20 protein-coding genes are annotated in these 17,064 nt (G+C 43.4%); 13 read left to right on the forward strand and 7 right to left on the reverse strand.

What is annotated here, in order from left to right; genetic code table 11:
* Positions 1–165 precede the first annotated feature (165 nt).
* Positions 166–981 (forward strand): peptidoglycan DD-metalloendopeptidase family protein, encoded by an 816-nt coding sequence (locus tag HF888_RS04465; RefSeq protein ID WP_007019009.1) that lies wholly within the window; start codon positions 166–168, stop codon positions 979–981.
* 114 nt (positions 982–1,095) lie between these two features.
* Entirely contained in the window at positions 1,096–2,091 is a 996-nt protein-coding gene (gene rpoS, locus HF888_RS04470; protein WP_007019010.1) for an RNA polymerase sigma factor RpoS, read from the forward strand.
* A gap of 73 nt (positions 2,092–2,164) precedes the next feature.
* Here rpoS and HF888_RS04475 read toward each other — a convergent pair whose 3' ends face one another.
* Positions 2,165–3,055: a LysR family transcriptional regulator gene (locus tag HF888_RS04475; protein ID WP_007019011.1), complete on the reverse strand. Its 891-nt coding sequence runs from the start codon at positions 3,053–3,055 to the stop codon at positions 2,165–2,167.
* A gap of 91 nt (positions 3,056–3,146) precedes the next feature.
* Here HF888_RS04475 and HF888_RS04480 point away from each other — a divergent pair, with 91 nt between their 5' ends.
* The gene (locus HF888_RS04480; RefSeq protein WP_007019012.1) at positions 3,147–4,322 is read left to right on the forward strand and encodes an MFS transporter; all 1,176 of its coding nucleotides are present in this window, start codon (positions 3,147–3,149) and stop codon (positions 4,320–4,322) included.
* Positions 4,323–4,371: 49 nt separating this feature from the next.
* A complete protein-coding gene (gene dkgB, locus HF888_RS04485) occupies positions 4,372–5,145 on the forward strand; it encodes a 2,5-didehydrogluconate reductase DkgB (RefSeq protein ID WP_007019013.1) in 774 nt (257 codons plus the stop codon).
* Positions 5,146–5,155: 10 nt separating this feature from the next.
* On the opposite strand, the gene HF888_RS04490 is transcribed toward dkgB, so the two are convergent.
* A complete protein-coding gene (locus HF888_RS04490; RefSeq protein ID WP_007019014.1) occupies positions 5,156–5,761 on the reverse strand; it encodes a TetR/AcrR family transcriptional regulator in 606 nt (201 codons plus the stop codon).
* A 222-nt stretch (positions 5,762–5,983) separates the two neighbouring features.
* On the opposite strand from HF888_RS04490, the gene HF888_RS04495 reads away from it, so the two are divergent.
* Together HF888_RS04495 and HF888_RS04500 are read left to right on the forward strand one after the other, a co-directional pair.
* On the forward strand, positions 5,984–6,538 hold the full coding sequence (locus HF888_RS04495; RefSeq protein WP_007019015.1) for a carboxymuconolactone decarboxylase family protein: 555 nt from the start codon (positions 5,984–5,986) through the stop codon (positions 6,536–6,538).
* A 176-nt stretch (positions 6,539–6,714) separates the two neighbouring features.
* Positions 6,715–7,290, forward strand: a complete 576-nt coding sequence (locus tag HF888_RS04500) for a transglutaminase-like domain-containing protein (RefSeq protein ID WP_007019016.1) — start codon at positions 6,715–6,717, stop codon at positions 7,288–7,290.
* A 68-nt stretch (positions 7,291–7,358) separates the two neighbouring features.
* Here the strand turns inward: HF888_RS04500 and HF888_RS04505 are convergent, their stop codons facing one another.
* On the reverse strand, positions 7,359–8,105 hold the full coding sequence (locus tag HF888_RS04505) for a fibro-slime domain-containing protein (protein ID WP_007019017.1): 747 nt from the start codon (positions 8,103–8,105) through the stop codon (positions 7,359–7,361).
* 456 nt (positions 8,106–8,561) lie between these two features.
* Between HF888_RS04505 and HF888_RS04510 the strand changes: the two genes are divergently transcribed.
* On the forward strand, positions 8,562–8,768 hold the full coding sequence (locus HF888_RS04510; RefSeq protein WP_007019018.1) for a cold-shock protein: 207 nt from the start codon (positions 8,562–8,564) through the stop codon (positions 8,766–8,768).
* 90 nt (positions 8,769–8,858) lie between these two features.
* On the opposite strand, the gene HF888_RS04515 is transcribed toward HF888_RS04510, so the two are convergent.
* Both HF888_RS04515 and HF888_RS04520 read right to left on the reverse strand, forming a co-directional pair.
* A complete protein-coding gene (locus HF888_RS04515; RefSeq protein WP_007019019.1) occupies positions 8,859–9,815 on the reverse strand; it encodes a hypothetical protein in 957 nt (318 codons plus the stop codon).
* 33 nt (positions 9,816–9,848) lie between these two features.
* Entirely contained in the window at positions 9,849–10,388 is a 540-nt protein-coding gene (locus tag HF888_RS04520) for a YaeQ family protein (RefSeq protein ID WP_007019020.1), read from the reverse strand.
* Positions 10,389–10,465: 77 nt separating this feature from the next.
* On the opposite strand from HF888_RS04520, the gene HF888_RS04525 reads away from it, so the two are divergent.
* Together HF888_RS04525 and HF888_RS04530 are read left to right on the forward strand one after the other, a co-directional pair.
* Positions 10,466–10,744, forward strand: a complete 279-nt coding sequence (locus HF888_RS04525) for a peptidylprolyl isomerase (RefSeq protein ID WP_007019021.1) — start codon at positions 10,466–10,468, stop codon at positions 10,742–10,744.
* A gap of 66 nt (positions 10,745–10,810) precedes the next feature.
* Positions 10,811–11,263 carry a DUF6122 family protein gene (locus HF888_RS04530; protein WP_007019022.1) on the forward strand — a complete coding sequence of 151 codons (453 nt, stop codon included), beginning with the start codon at positions 10,811–10,813 and terminating at the stop codon, positions 11,261–11,263.
* On the opposite strand, the gene HF888_RS04535 is transcribed toward HF888_RS04530, so the two are convergent.
* Complete coding sequence (locus HF888_RS04535; RefSeq protein WP_007019023.1) at positions 11,256–11,819, reverse strand: PDC sensor domain-containing protein; 564 nt, start codon at positions 11,817–11,819, stop codon at positions 11,256–11,258. The genes HF888_RS04530 and HF888_RS04535 overlap by 8 nt on opposite strands.
* 185 nt (positions 11,820–12,004) lie before the next feature.
* Here HF888_RS04535 and prfB point away from each other — a divergent pair.
* The 4 genes from prfB to ung all read left to right on the forward strand — a co-directional run bounded on the left by prfB (position 12,005) and on the right by ung (position 16,454).
* A protein-coding gene (gene prfB / locus HF888_RS04540; RefSeq protein ID WP_133308533.1) for a peptide chain release factor 2 occupies positions 12,005–13,046 on the forward strand; the annotation gives its coding sequence in 2 pieces (ribosomal slippage) (positions 12,005–12,022 and positions 12,024–13,046; 1,041 coding nt in all).
* Positions 13,047–13,206: 160 nt separating this feature from the next.
* Positions 13,207–14,748 carry a lysine--tRNA ligase gene (gene lysS, locus HF888_RS04545; protein WP_007019025.1) on the forward strand — a complete coding sequence of 514 codons (1,542 nt, stop codon included), beginning with the start codon at positions 13,207–13,209 and terminating at the stop codon, positions 14,746–14,748.
* Between the two features lie 205 nt (positions 14,749–14,953).
* Entirely contained in the window at positions 14,954–15,751 is a 798-nt protein-coding gene (locus tag HF888_RS04550) for a DUF7847 domain-containing protein (RefSeq protein ID WP_007019026.1), read from the forward strand.
* Positions 15,741–16,454, forward strand: a complete 714-nt coding sequence (gene ung, locus HF888_RS04555) for a uracil-DNA glycosylase (RefSeq protein WP_007019027.1) — start codon at positions 15,741–15,743, stop codon at positions 16,452–16,454. Before HF888_RS04550 ends, ung begins: the two co-directional genes overlap by 11 nt.
* Positions 16,455–16,523: 69 nt before the next feature.
* Here the strand turns inward: ung and HF888_RS04560 are convergent, their stop codons facing one another.
* The gene (locus tag HF888_RS04560) at positions 16,524–16,970 is read right to left on the reverse strand and encodes a YkgJ family cysteine cluster protein (protein WP_007019028.1); all 447 of its coding nucleotides are present in this window, start codon (positions 16,968–16,970) and stop codon (positions 16,524–16,526) included.
* Positions 16,971–17,064 lie beyond the last annotated feature (94 nt).

Here is a 17,064-nt window from a genome sequence, read left to right on the forward strand (position 1 = left end):
CTGTTAACTAATAGTTCGTCAAGTTTACATATCGGAACCACCGCAAAATTTTGGCAAATGAGCCTTTTTTGTGTAACAAATTGTGAACTCACACTTTTTTTAAGAATATTGTTTTCTTAAAAAGGTGAAAAAATAAAACTAAAACGTATTAAAACTGGACTGGTCATGTACGCAGCCATTACTGCCTTCACAGAGCGTCAAAAAAACCGACATTCTTTAGTTAATAAGAATTATTTCTATTTAACCATCATCATTGGGTTAATCCTTTTGACGGCTGGATGTACCGGCTTTGTCTCTGTACATGAAAAATTCTCTGGCAATATGTCCAGCACGGATGTGTACGAAGTGCGTAAAGGAGATACACTTTTTTCGGTTGCATGGCGTTATGGCTGGGATCATAAAGCGCTAGCACGCGCTAACGGAATTCGTCATCCTTACACGATTTATCCTGGTCAAAAATTAAATGTTTCTCATGATCGCCCCGTTGCAAAATCGTCAAAACCCGCCAATAGCAAAACTTTGACGAAACGCAAACCATCAATAAAAACGAATGTACCAAGTGCCTATAAAACTCGACAGAAGACGACAAAGCCTGAAATTTCGAGTGCTATGGGAGACTGGCACTGGCCAGCCGATGGCGATGTGATCGCCAAATATTCAACTAAAAAGCCTGTGAATAAGGGGATTGATATAGCCGGTCGTTTGGGGGAATCTGTTTACTCGGCAGCAGCGGGCACCGTTGTCTACGCGGGTAGCGGATTACTCGGCTACGGAAACTTGGTGATCATTAAACACAATCAGGAATTTCTAAGCGCTTACGCTCACAACAAGAAATTACTGGTCAAAGAGAACCAACAAGTTAAAGCTAGACAGCCCATTGCCGAAATAGGTTCTAGTGGCACCGATCAAGTAAAACTGCATTTTGAAATTCGGCGTCGTGGAAAACCAGTGGACCCATTAAAATATTTACCAAAGAAATAGTTAAATGGGTAAACGTTCAATCTGAGTTGTTAAGTTGGAACGAGTTTTGAATGCTTTCTTGCAAAGTAATAAAAACTGTCAGATTAACAACTAAAACATTGGGTGGGCTATCTCATGGCAGCAAAAAAGGAATTAATCCAAGATCAGTTCGAAGACAACAACGATTCTGATGTCATCGAACTGGCGGAAGCTGAAGTGAAAACATCGGCAAAGTCGAAGAAAACAGAAATTTCTGATGTGGGCCAAGACCACGACGTACAGAAAAATTTAGACGCAACACAGCTTTATCTCAACGAGATTGGTTTCTCGCCATTACTCACACCGCAAGAAGAAGTTCACTTCGCTCGCTTGGCTCGTAAAGGGGACGAGAAAGGTCGTAAGCGAATGATCGAAAGCAACCTTCGCCTTGTTGTGAAAATTGCCCGTCGCTATGTGAACCGCGGACTAACCCTGCTAGACCTTATCGAAGAGGGCAACCTTGGGCTAATTCGCGCTGTTGAGAAATTCGATCCAGAACGTGGCTTCCGTTTTTCAACTTATGCTACGTGGTGGATTCGACAAACCATTGAACGTGCGATCATGAATCAGACTCGTACGATTCGCCTACCAATTCATGTTGTTAAAGAATTAAACGTTTATCTACGCGCAGCTCGTGAATTAACACAAAAACTTGATCATGAGCCAACGGCAGAAGAAATTGCAGATTTACTAGAGAAGCCTGTGGATGATGTGAAACGCATGCTGGGCCTAAACGAACGTGTAACCTCTGTTGATACGCCACTAGGTTACAACAGTGATAAAGCGATCCTTGATACTATTGCCGATGAAGCCGTTAGCGATCCTTGCCAAGTTTTGCAAGATGATGACATCAGCAGCAGCCTAGACGGCTGGTTAGACGAATTAACAGAAAAGCAAAGGGAAGTCATCGCGCGCCGTTTTGGTCTTCGCGGTTATGAAATTAGTACGCTAGAAGAAGTTGGTTTTGAAATAGGCTTAACACGCGAGCGTGTACGTCAAATTCAAGTGGAGGCATTAAAACGTCTTCGTGAGATTATGGAAAAACAAGGCCTAAACGCCACCTCTATTTTTGGTGCTGCGGAACTAGGCTAGGCTTCTTTAGTCTTAGTTACAGAATTGTTCGATCGAGTGCTTAAACCTCCGTGCTATTTGGCCGGAGGTTTTTTTATGCTAATTGCAAGCGTGGCTCAATAAAATCCAAAAACGCAAGAATACGAGAGGAAAGCGCGGTATTTTTATAAAAAACAGCATTAACTCTTTCTCTGTTATTGTTCTGCGTCACACTTCCTGGCAATACTTCTATGAGGCGATTGTTTTTAAGATCTTCTTTGATCATGAAATGCGAAAGCAAGGCTAGCCCCTGACCCTCAAGGCAAAGATGACGAATAAGTTCACCGTTGCTGCTTTTAATGTCTGGTTCAATATTGATACCGGTGCCAATAGGCCAATTGTTCAAATGGGGTGACTGAGCAAACCCAATGATGTTGTGATTGGCGAGTTCATTGATGCTACTTGGCGCGCCAAAGCGTTCAATGTAATCGTGGCTTGCCACAATTGACAATGGACTCCTACCTAATGGTCTCGCGTGCAAATTTGAATCTTTTAAAGGCCCAATTCGAATGGCGATATCTGTGCGGCGCTCTATTAAATCAATGATGTTTTCACTGCTCACAAGTTCTAGCTCAATGAGCGGAAACTGAATTCTAAACTCAGGTAGTAGTGGGATAATTTGGTGAATCATGAATGGCGTAACCGCATCAACTCGGAGAATACCGGCTGGTTGTTCTTTTAAGTCCCTTAAGGTGCTCTCTGCATGACTCAGATGTTGCAGAGCTTGGCGCACACGCTCACTGAAGACGCGGCCCTCTTCAGTCAGTTCCAGTTTTCGGGTTGTGCGGTTGAGAAGAGAGCAATCGAGTTCTGCTTCTAAGCGACTGATAGCTCGAGATACACGGGCAACTTGAATATCCAATGCATTTGCTGCTCCAGTGAGACTACCTGAATCGATGGTAGCGAGCAGAATTTCTAGATCTTCCGTTCGAGAGATTATTGTCATATTTGTAAAAGTGATTTAACTATTTTGCTGTTTTTATCAAAGTTAGCAATAAGCATACTTCTCTGCAACTTAGATAATTTTGGAGATCATTATGCCTATTGCATTGTTCGCACTGACCATCAGTGCTTTTGCCATTGGTACCACAGAATTCGTAATCGTTGGTCTGGTGCCAACCATTGCTCATGATTTAGGAGTTTCTTTACCCTCGGCAGGTTTGCTGGTGAGTTTATATGCCCTTGGCGTTGCTGTGGGTGCCCCTGTATTAACAGCCGTTACCGCTCGTTGGCAACGTAAACAAGTCTTGCTTGCTGTCATGTCATTATTTGTCTTAGGCAATGTGCTCGCTTTCTTGGCGCCTAGTTATAGCTCTCTTATTACAGCAAGGATCTTAACGGGACTGGCCCATGGTGTTTTCTTTTCGATTGGTTCGACTATTGCCACTGGATTGGTTACCAAAGATAAAGAAGCAAGTGCCATTGCCATTATGTTTACTGGTTTAACAGTCGCGCTTGTCACTGGTGTTCCTTTGGGAACTTGGATTGGGCAGTATTTTGGCTGGAGAGCGACTTTTATGGTGGTTGCTGGTTTAGGTCTGCTTGCATTGATAGGTAGCGCAATTTTAGTTCCTAGCAATTTGAAGCAAACACCTCCTGCAAACATCACACAACAACTCAGCGTGCTAACACAACCGCGACTATTGTTAGTGTATGCCATGACGGCGATTGGTTATGGCGGTACATTCACTGCGTTTACTTTTTTAGCGCCAATCCTTGAAGAGGTGTCTGGTTTTGAGGCAAGTAGCATTGCTCTGATTATGCTGGTGTATGGTGTATCTGTTGCGTTAGGAAATATTTGGGGAGGTAAGCTAGCGGATCGCATGGGCCCCATTCGCGCACTTACAATTATCTTTTCCGCTTTAGCGATTATCTTAATACTGTTCACGTTTACTGCTATGCATCCCGTGACATCGGTACTCACAATTCTTATTTGGGGAGCGTTTGCATTCGGTAATGTACCAGGTCTGCAGGTTTATGTTGTGCAATTAGCAGAAAAGTACACTCCATATTCAGTAGATGTTGCATCAGGCTTGAACATAGCTGCGTTTAACGTAGGCATTGCATTTGGTTCCGTTTTAGGTGGATACATCATTCAAGACCTGTCTTTGATGGACACTTCTTGGATAGGTGGACTAATCGTGCTGGTGGCGCTTTTGTTGACTCGGCTATCAGGCGTATTAGATCAGCGAACGGGGTTGAAATCCGCATAAACAAACACAGTAAATGTAACGAGATTGAAACATTAAAAGAGGAAATGAAATGATAAACGAAATGCCAACTCTAGGAATGGGAACATTCCGTCTTGAAGGCGATATTGCTAAAGACTCCGTTAAGCAGGCGCTAGAGGCAGGTTACCGACATATTGATACGGCGCAAATTTATGGAAACGAGTCTGAAGTTGGTTTGGCAATTGAAGAAAGCGGTATCGATCGCAATGAGATTTTCTTAACGACAAAAGTTTGGTTGGATAATTTATCAGCGGAAGCATTCATTCCCAGCGTCGAAGAGAGCTTAGCAAAACTTAAGGTGGCATCGGTAGATTTGCTTTTAATTCATTGGCCAGAAAAAGAAGGTAAGGTTTCAATGAAGGAGTATCTTGGAGAGTTAGCCAAATGCCAAGAGAAAGGACTTACCAAGCACATCGGTGTTTCCAATTTTACAAATGAGCAATTAGATGAAGCATTGAACATTCTGGGTGATGGAAAAATATATACCAACCAAGTGGAAGTCCATCCTTATTTGCAAAACCAAGCTGTGATAAAGCACTGCGAACGTCGATCGGTGAAGGTCACTGGCTATATGCCTCTAGCAGTCGGAAAAGTTATGGAAGATAAGGTGTTGCTTGATATCGCAAACCGTCATAACAGCAATCCCGCGCAAGTGGCCATTGCTTGGCAATTACAACAAGGGTTAACAACCATACCTTCCTCAACTAAACGTAGAAATTTGGATGGGAATTTAGCTGCGAGTCAGTTGACCTTAGATGCTAATGAGCGGATTGCAAACCCTGACTTTGCTCCCGCATGGGACTAGTTCATCAACTTTAAGCGTCGTCTGGGTCATCTGGCCCAGTCACCAAGGTTTTCGCTTCGTGTGCAATCACACGAAGCGATTTCTCATTAAATCCTCCGCGACCTAAGACTCGAATCGAAACGGCTAAAGACAGTAAGATTTTCGCGGTTGTTTCAGCTGTTAGATTATGAGGAATTTGTTCCCGTGCTTGGCCTACCTCAATACAACGTTTGAAGAAAGCTTCGATTTCAGCGATGCCGGACTTAACCAAGTCATTGATTTGTTGATCATGGTTTACTAGTTCGAGGGACGTATTAATCAAAAAGCATCCCTTGCGGGTTTCGTCGGTGAGCATTTCATTGACAATCGTATCGAAAAAACGATGTATGGCTTGAACTGGGTCATCCATCGCCTCAAGTTGCGATAGAAAAACACGGCGTCTGTCAGATTCATATTTATCGAGCGAGCGTAAAAATAAGTCACGTTTGCTGCCAAAGGCGTTATAAAAGCTGCCTTTGCTCATTTTTACGGCTTTCAAAAGCTCTGATATAGAAGCAGCGTCATAGCCTTTTTCCCAAAATACGGCCATGGCATTTTCTACTGCTGTATCCTCATTGAATGACTTTTCCCAAGGCATTTCGGTCTCCGCGTAAATCTTGATCCATTTTAATTAGACCATGTGGAATAAACAATTGGATTTATACAAAAATTAGATGAGTCAAGCGCTGAAGACCATTATTCACCCTTGGAAACACTGTTCCAATACTTATTTTTGACCGATCGGTCTAAACTGGGCTAGAGTTTAAACCAGTCGGTTTAAACCGAAATCATCAATCACTCAAATAGTTGAGAGGTCAATATGGCACAGTTTGAAATTCATACACCAGAGACTGCACCAGAGAAGAGTAAAGAGTTGCTAGCGAAGTCCAAAAAAGCCTTCGGCATGATTCCAAACTTGCATGGTGTCATGGCTGAATCACCTGAGTTACTGGACGCTTATCAGCGTGTGCATGAGTTGTTCATGAACTCTAGCTTTAACGAAGATGAGTTAACTGTGGTATGGCAAAGTATTAACGTTGAGAACAACTGCCATTACTGTGTGCCTGCACACACTGGTATTGCAAAGAGTATGGGTGTTAGCGATGAGCTATCAGAAGCATTGCGCAACGAAACTCCAATAGCAGATGAGCGTTTGGAAGCTCTTCGCACGTTCACTCTTTCAGTGGTACGTGACCAGGGTTTTGTGAGTGCAGATAAAGTGACGGCTTTTCTAGATGCTGGTTTCACTAAGCAGAATATACTCGAAATCATTCTGGGTTATTCACAAAAGATAATGTCTAACTACACAAATCATTTTGCTGATACACCCGTCGATGAGCCATTTAAACCAATGGCGTGGACTAAGGTAAAATAATATTTTGTAAAGATATAGCTCGTCGACAAAAAAGGCAGCATTAGCTGCCTTTTTTGTATGTAAGAAGTGTATTTTGTTTCATTTGAATTGAACGGGTAGTAGTCTTTATACATCGTTACAAAAATAGGATATAGCTGTGACTAGCGAGTGGGATCAATAGAAAAGGAAGTAATTAAATGGATTTACACACTTATCTTGCAGCTTCGCAGTACATCGACTGTGATGAACTAAGTATTCAACAGAAGGCTCGCCAATTAGCGGAAGGTCATACTGAAGATACGGCTATTGCCAAAGCCTGCTTTGAATTTGTTCGAGACAAAATCAAGCACAGTTGGGACTATCAACTTAACCCTGTCACATGCAAAGCCAGCGATGTACTGAAGCATGGTACAGGGTTTTGCTACGCTAAAAGCCATTTATTGGCGGCATTGCTGCGCGCTAATGGCATTCCAGCAGCTCTGTGTTATCAGCGTCTTACAATAGGAGATCAACCTCCGTTTTGTTTGCACGGGTTGAATGCGGTGTATTTAGAGCAATATGGCTGGTATCGAGTGGATCCAAGGGGGAATAAAGAAAGCGTGCACGCGGAGTTTTGTCCTCCTCAAGAAAAGTTAGCATTTTCTATTGTTACTAAAGGTGAGGCCGATGTAGCGGGTATTTATGCTGAGCCGTTAGAAAACGTCGTCGCAGTCTTAGATTGTTACGATTCTTTCGAAGAAGTTGCCAACAATTTGCCTGATATTGAATTATAGGACATTATTCCGATAGTCAGCTAATCGAAAGTATTGTTGCGCTTGTGCGTGTAGAGAAACCCAGAGTACTACAAGCACTCTAGGTCAATAGTGGTTTGGAACATGAAGCGAGAGTGGTTGAAATGGCGCTCGGCAAAGAATAAGTCAAAGCTATACATGTTTCCTGGCTCGATACCTAATTCTTCTGCTAGGTCGTCTAAATGAATAGTGTCTTCTAGCATGGGGTGTGTGCCGCCTAGATTAATCGCTAGCTTGCCGTTAATGAACACCCATAAATCGTCATCACCACGGAAAGTAAAGCTTTCACCACCTTCGTATAGAAACTGCAGATGCATTTCCATAGTAAAGTGATAATTACGTGGGAAGCGCTCATTACCCCAGCCAAGGTTATCGATAGGGAAGAATTCCATATCCTTGTGTTCCCACAAACCAGGCGCCACCTCTGTCAATTTTAATTGTGTCGGAAAGGCAATGTTCACGCCTGGTACATTGCGGTACCACTGATCGAAGTTTTCTTTACCGCTCGTAGAAAGGTAGTCTTCACCACTGTATACAGGTCGACCATCTGGTCCTAGGTCTTCTTCTACGATATTGGTATTCGCGTAGTTACCCGTAAAACTTTCAAAGTCAGGATGAGATTCTTTGAAATCGCGAATAACCACTGGGATGCTACGACCACTTTCATAAGGGTTCTGGCAACGACAGATATCATCGTAATCCTCGTCGATGGCTTGTACGCCATTAGACATCAGCAGTGTGAAGAGAGCTGCGGCGCATGCCATGGACTTGCTAAAAGCTAGGGATGGTAAACCCATTAAACACCTTTCTGTGAGTAGCCGTTAAAATTTGGCTCGTGACCAATTCGATAATTGTATTTTACGCCAGCTCAGCAACACGTCTTGTACTTATGTAACAAAATGTGAAGGCCTTCATGGTGATGACCGGGTGGCTTTGAAAAGCGTTATCCAGTTCACATTGATCGGTGTTTTTTTAAGTAACAGCAGCTGTGATGCAGGGAGATAGCGTGAGATTTGACCCAATTGCCGATAATCGTACAAAAACTGCTGAAATAGTGCGTTCTCAGCAAGAAATACGTCGACAGGCCCAATAAATAGGTCTAGTATTCACCTCAGCTAGAAAGAAAGTCTTTTATTTACAAAACCAAATGCGCTGTTCACGTAACAACGTCCTAAGTTTTTAAGTTCCAGTCTATATTTCCAAGCACAACCGGCCCCTATAGAGGCCAAAACTTATCAATTTAGGATATTACTATGTCTACAGTTACAGGTACTGTTAAATGGTTCAACGAAGCTAAAGGCTTCGGTTTCATCGCTCAAGAAAACGGCCCAGACGTTTTCGCTCACTTCAGCGAAATCCAAGGCGAGGGTTTCAAAACCCTAGCTGAAGGCCAAGCAGTTGAGTTCATCGTAACTCAAGGCCAAAAAGGTCCTCAAGCTGAGAAAATCGTTGCGATCTAATCGCTGATTTTTTCTGTTTGAAAGAAAAGGCAAGCCTCGGCTTGCCTTTTTTGTATCTGAAAATTAGAGGTTATACACTCTGAGCCTCAATTAGGCTTCCCAGACAGGGACTGCCAAAAGCTTGCTTAAGCGCTCGGTTTGCTGCTCAAACTCCGCTTCTCCCCCATGATTCAGTAGATTCAGACGCTCGCTATCCTTGAACACAAGATTCAATTCATAGTTTTTATAAATGCCGTGACCGCGACCACCTGCCAAGCTTGTAATGACCTGTAATGCATGAACTTGATTAAATGAATAGCGTTGCTTGCCTTTCTTGATGGTGCGCTCGTTAGTATTGATTTCGATTGTATTAAGTGCCAGCCCGCCCCATAGAGCGACGCCAATAAGAATCAGCGCGCCATAGCCACTGCTAAGTCCGTCTAATAGCCTTGTTCCCGCTATTAAATGATCAATTAGAATGGGTACTAGGCCCATGAAAATTAAGCATTGGCAGATAAGTAATAATTCTATGCTCATGACCACCTTGTAGCCTTTAGGGGTTTGCAGCAGCTTTTGTGTAGGAAAGTTGCTGGCATAGGTACTGGCGGACTGCCAGTGGGTGTTTTGGGCAACTGGGTCGTTAAAGGGACTTGTTCGATTTGGCTTGTGATTGAAACCTCTTATTGGTTGGCGCTTCGCTTTTTTGGCGTAGTGGTATGCTGCCCCCACGACACCAAAGAGCATCATGGTGGCAATCATGCTGAGGTTTTTGAATTGCCCCGTCAGCACAGGGTCAACTGTTGTTGGTGCTGGCGTATGTTTTTGAATGTGGGCGATGCTTTTTTCTAGGTGTGCCATATGCCAAATCTGGTGCTCACTAGGATTTTTGACATTTTTTAGTGTTGCGAGCTCGGACTGCATTTCCTCTATTTTCTTTCGATTGTCTGAGTAAAGGTCTGTTAAAGCGGAGTTTGAGTTCAGTAATGGCGAATCCGCAACCTGTTTGCCAACGCTAAACAGCGCGATAGCAATGGTAATGATGGGGATGATAATAAATGGGTTTTTCATAAGGGCACCTTAAACGTCCGTGTTGCGGGCCGATCATGCTGTTATTTTTTGCGGCGTGATCTCAATATTGCTTCTATCATTACTCACGGTAATGGCTTCATCCTGAATGGTCACAAATAATGACATGCCTCGATCGATAAGGCTTTCCAGTTCTAGGCATTGAGGTTCTGGTATATGGTATATACTCAGGTTTTTATACTCAATCAGAGCTTTTCTAACTTGGCTTTGCCATACGTCCGCCGCGTTATCTTGATAGGTATAGAGCGTGACTTTGTCTGCTTTATGGCAAGCTTGGCGGACACGTTTTTCATCCACTTGTCCAAGTTCAATCCAATGCTCTATATGATCGACTAGATCTTTTTTCCATAAATCGGGTTCGTCTGTAGTGCTTAGTCCCTTGGTGAACTCTAAACCTTCTTCGGCATTTAATGCATATGCCAGTATTCGCACCATGAGTCTAAGATCGGTTTCACTTGGGTGTTGGGCCAATGTAAATTCGTGCGTGTGATAATAATGTCGATCCATATCGCTGATGTTCAGCGAGCATTTACGGATGAGTGCTTTCAGGGCCATGAAGAAATCAATCCAACGAAAACCGCTATTATCAGTTAGAATACCGGTTTAGAAAAGTGATAGTTAGAGATTAAGTTATGCCCGTTGCCAGTGCCTGCCATATATTAGTGAAAGACAAAAAACTTGCTGAAGAACTGAAGCAGCGCCTGGCCAAAGGGGAAGACTTTGGCAAGCTAGCAAAGCAGTACTCTACGTGCCCAAGCAAAAAACAGGGTGGCAATCTAGGTGAGTTTCATAAAGGAGATATGGTCAAAGCGTTTGATGATGTGGTATTTAAGCGCCCGATCCTGAAAGTTCATGGGCCGATTAAAACCCGCTTCGGTTATCACCTTATTAAGACTATATATCGCTCGTAGAGCCGTTATTTGTATCGTACGTAGTACAGTTATTTATATCGCTCATAATCTCTTACAAAGAACGCTATGATTTCCGGATTGTTTTATTTGGCCATGGAGCACCGTCCTTGGCTACATATAGTTTTGCATTTTATTGTCCCTGCGCTACTGGCTTGGATTTTTTCTCGAGTCTCCTTTTTATCACTTAATGAACAAGGCCTCGCTTCTGGTGTCAAGTATTGGCTTTTAAGTAAAGGAGCCTTTTCCGCTTACATTCTAATGATGCTCACCATGCTAGTGGATATTGATCACCTCTTGGCAACACCGCTTTATGCTCCCAATCGGTGTAGCATTGGGTTTCATCCTCTACATCAAATACCCGCCTTGTTTGTCTATGGTCTGATGGTGCTAATTCCGTTGTTGCTGAGGAAGCCTAATGCAAGCTGGTCTAAGGTGGTTTTTTGGCTTGGCATGGGATTGGGAATCCACATGTTGCTTGATGGATTGGATTGCTGGTGGATGAGATCGGATTCTAATTGATCTGAGCTCGGCTTAAATCCTGAAGAGTCGCTTCGATCCCCCCAGTTATAACGCCAATAGTTTCATCCTTGTGTGTCACAGGGATGGATACATGGGCACTTATGGTTTGAGTGCTCTCGTCCCATTTTAATGGCCCTATATAGTTTCTATGGTAGGCCATGACTTGAATAAACTTGTCTTCATCCCCTTGCCAATAGTCAGAGGTTTTGGGTATTGCTGCCAATGTTTCGCCATTTCTACCGATTAGAATAATCTCAACAAATAATCTATTTTCACTCATAAAAACGGCAATTTGGTTTTGTACCTCTGGATCAAAGAACTGATTCTCTATATCAGGTTTAGAGTTCCACTCTCGGTCAATTTGCAAGATGTCTGGTAGGTTAAATGTGGAGTCATTGGCTTTTAGCCAAGAAATGACCTCATTTGAGCGCGCAAACTTAGTCAAACTTTCAATTACTGGCTCCAAATCAGATTTTTCAATGGCTAAGCAATTAGGAGTAAAGCATGCCCATAGCCAAATAAATAGTGAAATGCGGTAAAGAGTAGAATTAGTCATGAATCCACTATAGCGCTAAATAGAGTTGATGCAACTGGGATAATATAGCTTGTTGCCTCTGTTTTTAAGCGGGTATTTTATGTAAAATTCGCGCCTTAATTCGAGTAAATACAGCCTTTTAAGGAGTTCTCTTGGAAGTTCAACCAATTGTTAACCAAATCAAAGACTTAAAGTCCCGAACAGAGATGCTTAGGGGGTATCTTTGACTACGCTACGAAAGCGGAGCGTTTACAAGAAGTTGAACTAGAACTGGGTCAGCCCGAGATCTGGAATGAGCCGGAAAAAGCACAAGAGTTGGGTCGTGAACGCTCAGCTCTTGAAGCTGTTGTGCAGACCATCGATGATATGGACACTGGCTTGAGTGACTGTGATGAGTTACTTCAAATGTCCGTGGCCGAAGACGATGCCGACAGCGTTGACGAGGTGGTAAGCGAGTTAAACGAACTGCAAGCCAAACTTGAAAAGCTTGAATTCCGTCGAATGTTCAGCGGCGAAGCAGATGAAAATAGCGCTTATTTGGATATCCAAGCGGGTTCTGGTGGTACAGAGGCGCAAGATTGGGCGGAAATGATTCTGCGTATGTATCTACGTTGGGGTGAGGCCAAAGGCTTCAAAGTTGAGCTAATGGAAGCATCTGCCGGAGACGTGGCGGGTATCAAAAGTGCGACCATTCGTTTTGAAGGCGAGTATGCATTTGGTTGGTTGCGTACAGAGACGGGTGTTCACCGTTTAGTTCGTAAATCTCCATTTGATTCCAGTGGTCGTCGCCATACATCATTTGCATCAGTATTTGTCTCTCCTGAGATTGACGATAATATCGAGATTGATATCAATCCTGCTGATCTACGTATCGATGTTTATCGCGCCAGTGGTGCAGGTGGTCAGCACGTTAACACCACAGAATCAGCGGTACGTATCACTCACGTGCCGACCAATACCGTAACTCAATGTCAGAATCAACGCTCTCAGCATAAAAACAAAGATCAAGCCATGAAGCAGTTAAAGGCAAAATTGTTTGAGCTGGAAATGCAAAAACGTAATGCGGATACGCAAGCCCTAGAAGAAAGTAAAAGTGACATTGGCTGGGGCAGCCAGATTCGTTCATATGTATTGGACGATGCGCGTATCAAAGATTTGCGCACCGGTGTAGAAAACCGCAATACGCAGCAAGTTTTGGACGGGGCGCTGGATCCATTTATGGAAGCGTCGTTGAAAGCTGGCCTATAAGTCGTTGTGCTTATAAGACAAGTTGAAAGTACTTGTATAGGAAGGGCCTTGTCCGCGATAACTTAATTTAAGGGATCGTGTATAAGGTGCTCTTTCTAATTTAAAGAATACAATTAGCGTTTGATGCAAGCCATCAAGCGATCATCAAAAAGGTAGCAATATGGCAGATCAACAACAGGACGAAAACAAACTGATTGCGGAGCGCCGCGAGAAACTTTCTGCTTTGCGTGACGGCTGTAAAGCCAATGGTCACCGCAACGACTTTGACCGTAAAGATTTAGCTGCTGACCTTCAGGCTAAATTTGGCGAATTCAGTAAGGAAGAATTAGAAGCGCAGGACAATCAGGTTGCTGTTGCGGGTCGCATCATGTTCCAACGTGGCCCATTTACTAAAATCAATGACGCTTCTGGCGGTATTCAGTTTTACGTCCCTAAAGATGTGCAAAAAGAAATTAACTACAAGTCTAAATTTGATTTAGGTGACATCGTAGGTGCACGCGGCGCTTTACATAAGTCAGGTAAAGGCGAACTTTATGTTAATGTGGCGACTGCAGACGACTTGATCATGTTAACCAAATCACTGCGTCCATTGCCTGATAAGTTCCATGGTTTAGCGGATCAAGAAATTAAATATCGTCAGCGCTATGTGGATTTAATTATCAACCAAGAAACCCGTGATTTGTTCATGGTGCGTTCTAAAATTATTGAAGCCATGCGCAAATACCTAAGCGATCGCAACTTTATGGAAGTGGAAACGCCCATGCTACAAGCGATTCCTGGTGGTGCCACAGCAAAACCATTTGAAACACACCACAATGCGCTGGGTATTGATATGTACTTACGTATCGCGCCAGAGTTGTATTTGAAGCGCTTGCTAGTAGGCGGCTTCGAACGTGTTTTCGAAATTAACCGTAACTTCCGTAACGAAGGTTTGTCTACTCGACATAACCCAGAGTTCACCATGATTGAATTCTACCAAGCGTATGCGACGTATCATGATTTGATGGACACTACAGAAGATATGCTGCGTAACATCGCGCAAGACGTGCTGGGTACGACCGACATTGTATCAACGGAAAAAGACGCTGAAGGCAATGTGGTCAACGAAACCGTATACGATTTTGCTAAGCCGTTTGCGCGCCTCACTATGATGGAAGCGGTATTGAAATATAACCCTGACTTCGATGAAGCTGTGATTAACGACCCAGAAAATAACTTGGATAAACTAATTGCATACGGTCGCCAAGTAGGTATCAGAGAAGATGCTAAGCAAAGTGCTTGGGGTGCCGGTAAGTGGTTATGTGAGATTTTTGAGGAGACCGCAGAGCACAAACTTGATCAGCCAACCTTTATTACGGCTTATCCATGGGAAGTTTCGCCGCTTGCCCGTCGTAATGATGAAAACCCATTCATAACTGATCGCTTCGAATTCTTTGTTGGAGGTCGCGAGTTGGCTAATGGCTTCTCAGAGCTTAACGACGCCGAAGATCAAGCAGAGCGTTTCCGTAAGCAAGTGGAAGAAAAAGATGCCGGTGATGATGAAGCCATGCACTATGATGCGGATTACGTGCAGGCACTTGAGTACGGCATGCCACCTGCCGCTGGTGAAGGCATTGGTATCGACCGTTTGGTGATGCTATTTACCGATAGCCCAACCATTAAGGACGTGATTTTGTTCCCACACATGCGTCCTCGTGGATGATTATTAACTCGGTAATTACATATCTGTATTAATGCCGGTTGTTAGAAAAAGCCATTTATGAGGCATCATAAATGGCTTTTTTATTTTTGGCTTATTGTTCTTCGCTCAGATCAAGGTGAGAGCGTATCTATTACTTTCACTTTCTAGCGACCTCAGGCCGAATTCGATATGATGCTAATATCATCAGAAAAAGATAGAGATTTTCATGACTGCTTTCGATGTCGCTGCACAAAGTTTTCGGTTTTATGGCCGCGTATTTAACAAAGTTTTTTGGATCAGCCTAGGTTCTAACTTGGCTCCGCTATTGCTTGGCGGCAGTATTGCTGGCGCTGGCATGATGACCCAACAAATGGATGTGAGTGTTGCAGGTTTGTTGATCGCAATGCTAGTAGGATTTTTCTTTTATACGCTACAGTTGGTTTTTATTCATCAGTTTTCTGAAGAGCAGGATGATAGTTTAACCGCAGCACTACCAAAAGCCTTGAAGAAAATGGGGCCTATGATTCTGGTCAGCTTCGCTATTGGCGTTTTTTGCTTCCTAGTGGCCATACCTATCGCGATTGTAGCCGGTTTGATATTTCCTAACGAAATGGGCTCAGGGGAGGCCCATGGTGCAGCATTACTCTTGATGTTGTTTATCGCAGTTCCGATTCTATTTATTATCTATCGCTTGGTTTTTGCTGCTTATCATGTGGTATTAAAAGATGCAGGCCCTATTGAGGGTATGAAGTTAAGTAGTGAGCAAGTGAAGTCAAGTTCCATCGTGCTGCGTGGCTTACTGTTAATGATGGCTATGTTGGTAGCGTGGGCAATTTTCAGTGGAATAATTTCGTCTATGATTGCGCTGCCTCAAGCTGCCACGCAGTTTGTCTTATTTGTAGCAAACGTATTGATAACCCCATATTTTGGTATCTTTATTTATCGTCTATTCTGCGTGACGTTACTAGATAACAGTAAACCAGCTATACCTGATCAGAATAGCGGTGATGATAATGGCGAATAAAATTACGGATAAATTAGAGGGGCAATGGAAGCAACATTTCGACTTAGAAATGTCTCAAGATTATATGGCTCAGTTACGAGGGTTTCTGAAAGAAGAAATCGCTCAAGAGCAAATTGTTTATCCACCCAAAGAGCTCTGGTTCAACGCGTTTCAGTTGACGCCATTTGAGGATATCAAAGCTGTGATTGTGGGGCAGGATCCTTATCACGGTGAAGGCCAAGCTCACGGTTTGAGCTTTAGTGTGCCTGACGGAATAAAAATTCCTCCGTCTTTACGCAACATTTATAAAGAACTAAACCGTGACCTGGGTCTTTCCATCCCCAAGACCGGAAACCTTGAAAGCTGGGCAAAGCAAGGCGTCCTGCTACTCAATGCTTCTCTGACGGTTCGCGCTGGACAAGCAGGTAGCCATAGCAAGCAAGGCTGGCAACGCTTTACTAACTCTTGTATCCAGCTCATTAATGAGCACAAGCGGGGTGTGGTGTTTTTAGCTTGGGGTCGCTTTGCTCACGATGTATGTTCACAAGTGGATACTAGTAAACATTTGGTGTTAAAAACCAGTCATCCCAGTCCGCTGGGAGCGACAAAAAGTGGCAAGGACTTTACTGCATTTATGGGATCAGGCTGCTTCTCTGAAGCCAATCGTTATTTATTAGAGCAAGGACAAAAGCCTATCAACTGGCAGATTCAAGATTTGGAGTGAAACTGGTTTAGATCGCATTCAGGGCCAGATCGGCACTTACAGTCTTAAATGCCGCCTGGCTTTCTAACATTACTTTTGCTTGGCACGCTCTGCCTCAAACTTTTCTATACGCTTATCCCAGGTTTTAAAGCGTTTACGACAATAAGCATCGAATTCTTCATAAGTTTGAAAATATAAGTCACAACCTTCATCGATAGGTACATCGAACTCACAAGCATTGTTGCTGTGTTCGCGGCAGATTAGTGGGCGTGTTTCGTAGATACCGCAGCGATTGTCTGGTAATAATTGGCTGCACTTGGTCATAGCAAGCAAATACCAGCCATTGCCATCCTTAAAAATATGCACATCTTCATGGGCAATTTGCCACAACAATATATCGAATTCGTGCATGGAGCGAGGAGTATCTAATTCCTGAGTAATATACTGACAGCATTTAGCCGAGCAAAAATCGCACTTGTTCTCTGGGGTGATTTCTACATCAGAGAGGTCTTTGGTTTCAATAATATTGACGGTCATACAGTCCAAGCGGGATTCAGATATTTAAGTCCTCTATTTTACGGATTTCTATTGCTTATGCGAAGGGGTAAGCGCTTTCTCTGCTAAATGCTCT

The organism is Bermanella marisrubri, from assembly GCF_012295615.1.
Taxonomy (GTDB): Bacteria; Pseudomonadota; Gammaproteobacteria; order Pseudomonadales; family Oceanobacteraceae; genus Bermanella; species Bermanella marisrubri.